Annotated in this window: 1 protein-coding gene; it reads left to right on the top strand. The window is 72.6% G+C overall.

Annotated elements, in window-relative coordinates:
* Nucleotides 1–1,133 precede the first annotated feature (1,133 nt).
* Nucleotides 1,134–4,232, top strand: coding sequence for a serine/threonine protein kinase (locus G6R24_RS18780; RefSeq protein WP_163550511.1), 3,099 nt, complete (start codon nt 1,134–1,136; stop codon nt 4,230–4,232).
* Nucleotides 4,233–4,261 lie beyond the last annotated feature (29 nt).

Consider the following 4,261-nt stretch of genomic DNA (forward strand, 5'->3'; position numbering starts at 1 on the left):
GTGATCCCCGGAATCATCGGGACGAGCGCCGTGGCCGGGCGAATATCGCCCTGGCGGTCCAGCGGTGTCCGGGGGTCTGCGTGGCAGGCGCGTCCGACCGATTCGTGGCAAAGAAATCCGGTTGGGCTCCTGTCGTTCTGGAGTGGTCATGTTGGCCTTAATTGGCATCCTGATCTGGGAGGGGTTTCATGGCGGAAACACGCGCCATTCGCCGACTGGGTCGAAGCCCGGTACGGCACGTCGTCATCCATTCGGGCGCGTCCTGCGTCACCGTCGAGGGGCAGGTCACAAGGACGGTGCTGAGTGCGCCTGCCAGGGCAGTCGCACCGGCGGCGGCAGTGTCCGCGGCAGTGTCCGCGGGAGCTGCCGCGGCCCGGGAAAACGCCCGGGCGGCAGCGGTTCTGGTGCCGCGGGCGGCCGCGGCGGATGATGCCGGGGGCGAACTCGTGGAGCGGTTCATTCTGGTTCGTAGCCGACGGAACCCGCATCTGAACTGAGCGCACAGGGCACTTCAGCGGCGGCGTCCGACGGGCGCCGCCGCTGCTATTTCCGCCACCTCTTCGATGCGTTTGTGCAGAACGGCCCCCAGATCATGTCGAGCGCTGGCCGGTTGGGGTAACCGATAGGTGTGTCTGTCGGGAGCCGAATGGCCGGGTAGCTGCGGTTCCATCGGTACAGTCCCATTTGTGACACCGCAGCGAACCGATCCGTCCGATGGGGCCGCCCGCGGCCCTTCGCGGTACGTGCGCCGGTACCGAAAGTCCCGAGGGTGGCCCGCGAGACCATCCGTGTGGGGCTGCCCGGTGTGACGGGTCGCCCCTCCCGGACCGGGTAGCCCGTTCGGGCTCGCCCGATCCGGCCGCAGGCTCCGGGCCGATGGCCCGCGCAGGGCCCAGCGGACGCCCGGGATTCACGGGCTGCGCAGGTCAGGTTCACAACCGGACCACAGGTTGCGGCGGCACGGTGAGTGCGGAGTCCGGCGAGGTGGATCGACCCGGGGGCCGATTGGCCCGCCGCAGGTTGCCTTGCCGGTAATAGCGGGCACATCGTGCATATCGGGCATGGCTGGAGTTGCAGAAGGTTGGAGCCACCGCCGGACAGGCCGTGGACACCGACGACATGAGGAGGTCGACGTGCCGCCGAGGCCACTGCGCGCGGGAGACCCCCAGCAGATCGCCCGGTTCGCGCTGAAGGCGCGGCTGGGGTCCGGCGGCATGGGCGTGGTGTACCTCGGGTCCGATGACAGCACCGGGCAGGCGGTGGCGATCAAGGTCATCCGATCGGACTTCGCCGCCGACCCGGAGTTCCGCGCCCGGTTCCGCCGCGAGATCGAGGCCGCCCGCGCGGTCGGCGGCGCCTGTACCGCCCGGCTCGTCGACGCCGACCCCGACGCCGACGACCCCTGGATGGCCACCGAACTCATCGGCGGTCAGAGTCTCGCCGAGGCGATCGCGACCAAGGGTGCGATGACGACTCCCGTCGTCGTCGCGCTCGCCGCGGGCCTGGCCGAGGCGCTCACCGCCATCCACGGCGCCGGCATCGTCCACCGTGACCTCAAGCCCGGCAACGTCATTCTCAGCGGTGACGGACCCAAGGTGATCGACTTCGGGATCGCCGCCGCCGTCGACGCCACCGCCGCCACCCGCACGGGCGTCCTGCTCGGCAGTCCGGGCTACATGGCCCCCGAACAGGTCACCGGGCACGGTGAGGTCGGCCCGGCCGCGGACGTGTTCGCCTGGGGACTCACCGTGCTGTACGCGGCGACCGGTCGGCCGCCCTTTGGCACCGGACGGGCCGACGCCCTGCTCTACCGGGTGGTGCACAGCGAGGCCGACACCGGCAACGTCCCTGGGCGGCTGCGCCGCGTCGTACGTTCGGCGCTGGCCAAGGACCCGTCGGCCCGTCCGACCGCCGCCGCGCTGCTGCGTGACCTGATCGGCCGCTCCGATGATCCCGCCGCCGCCACCCGACGCCTGCTCGACGACGCCTGGGACATCCCCTCGGTCGACCCGGCCGAGCTGCTCGCCGCCGCGGCCCGCACCCCGTCCGGTTCATCCGGTTATGTGGGGTTCTCGGGTTCGTCGCAGGGCGACAGTCTGCGTGACATCGACTTCCACGACAGTCAGACGCTGGCCGGCCTGCCCCTGCCACGATCAGCGGTCAGCATGGATTCGTCCCATGAGCGTCGCGAGGGGGGACGTCCCCCCGGACGGGCCGCCCGTCGGCTGCGGGCCTGGGGTCCCGGCGGATTCACCGCGCCGGAAGGCGATGCCCACCATTCCGGTATCGCTCGTGGACGGGTCCAGCCGGGCCAGGTGCCGGGGTCGACAGGTGTGGGGATGCCTCCCACCCCGCCGGCGCCGGTCGCCCCCGGCGTCACCGGTTCGCCGGCCGGCTGGCGCACCGGCACGGCCCGTCGCGGACGATCCGCCCGCCGCACCCCCTCCGCCCGGGACGCGGCCCGTCGCGGCAGGTCCGGTGGCGACACCGGCCCCGACGACGCACCAGCCGGACCACCAGCGGTCGCCGAGGTCACCGGCCTGCTCGACCCGCAGGCGCTGACCCCCTGGCACACCCTTGGCGGCCAACTGCCGTCCCGTAACGATCCGTCCTGCCGTGATCGGCCCGCCCGATTCGCCAACCCCGGACGAGATGAGCGTGCCGGTCGGGATGGGGACGCCGGTCGGGATGAGCGTGCCGGTTGGGGTGAGAGCGCTGGCCTGGACGAGGACGATGCCCGCGAGCCAGGCGTTCCCGGTCAGCGGTGTGCCCCGGAGGTGTCCGGGGAGCAGCCGGTCGGCTCCGGCCGGGCCGCGGCGATGGCGATGGCGGTGGCCAGCGCGTCCGTCCAGGCGGCGTGGGATGGCGCTGATCATCCGGACGCGGTGGACCGGGTTGATCAGCGCGACGATGGCCCGGCACAGGACCGAGTGCGGCGAACCGTGGGACGTCTCCCCGGCCTCGGCCCGGCCGATCCGGACGGCTCACCCGAGTCGCCCAAGGCGGCGACCAGACAGCCGCGGGAGGCCTCCGACGGCTCCGGCGGGGCGCTCGAGCGGTCGCCGGTGGCATCCGGCGGCTTTGGCCCGGCGTCCGAAGCCGCCGAGGATGCCGCTGGTCAGGCCTGGTCGATGGCAGCCGCAGAGCAGCGCGAGCGTGGCGAGGACGTGGTCGGCGACAGTCACAGCGACGTCGCGGACATCGGCGAAAGCACCGAACGCGACGGTGCCGGTGACGTCGACGGGAGCCTGCCGGCGCTCGAGTCGGGGTCGGGGCCGGAGTCCGGGTCGGCGCTCGAGTCGGGGTTGGCGCTCGAGTCGGGGTCGGGGCTGGAGTCGGGGCCGGCGACCCCGGCCTGGGCTCGGGAACGACTGGTCGTGGCCCAGATCGGCGTCAGCACCGGTGCCGACGCCAGAGCTGCTTCCGGTTCGCGCGAGATCGTGCGGATTGGTGGCGGGCCACTGGGCGGCTCGCCGGCGGGGGTGTCCGCGGGGGCATCGGCGGGGCGGAATCCTCGTCGTAACGCCATGCTCGCGGCGCTGGCCGCGGCGGTCGCCACGTTGACGGCCCTCGGGGCGGCCCATGCCGCTGGTGGGTCCGGCGGCAACGGTGCCGGCGGGGCGGGTCGTCCGACGCCGACGCCGGTGGTTCGCATGGTTTCCCCGCACATGGCCGGCTCCGTGCCGTATCCCAGGGTCGGGACCCGGCTGACCGGTCCGGCGGCCAACAGTGCCGCGCTGGCCAGCGGCTCGACGTCGGCCAGCGGTTCGTCGTCACCCACCGACGCGCCGTTGCCCGCCCTCGACGACGTGCCGGCCTTCCGGGGTGCCGTCAGCCAGCTCGCCGCCGGGCAGTCGTTCGTCGACTTCATCGCCGATCATGAGGCCGAGGTCGTCCTGCTGGATCTGCTCGCACCGACCGACGGCAACGGCCAGTCATTCTTCCCCGGTCCTGATCTCGGCGGGGAGTCCGTCCCCAACTTCACCCTCTACGACTCCTGCAACACGCTGTCCCTCGGCCAGGCTCCCGGCTCGGACACCGCCCTGGGTTGCACCGGAACCACCTACCGCCTGAGTGACATGGCCGGTCGCGGCGCGACCTTCGACTCGTCCCGCGGCTTCTACCGCCTGCACGGCTACTTCCGCGTCCACATCATCGGCACCACGCGGACGGGCATCACCGCCGTCAACCTGCTCGCGATCGACCCCAACACGCTCCCCGGCAGCGGCTGACCTGCGCCACCGATCCACCGCCGGCCCCT

Origin of the sequence: Candidatus Frankia nodulisporulans (genome assembly GCF_902806475.1) — a bacterium.
GTDB classification, from domain to species: Bacteria; Actinomycetota; Actinomycetes; order Frankiales; family Frankiaceae; genus Frankia; species Frankia umida.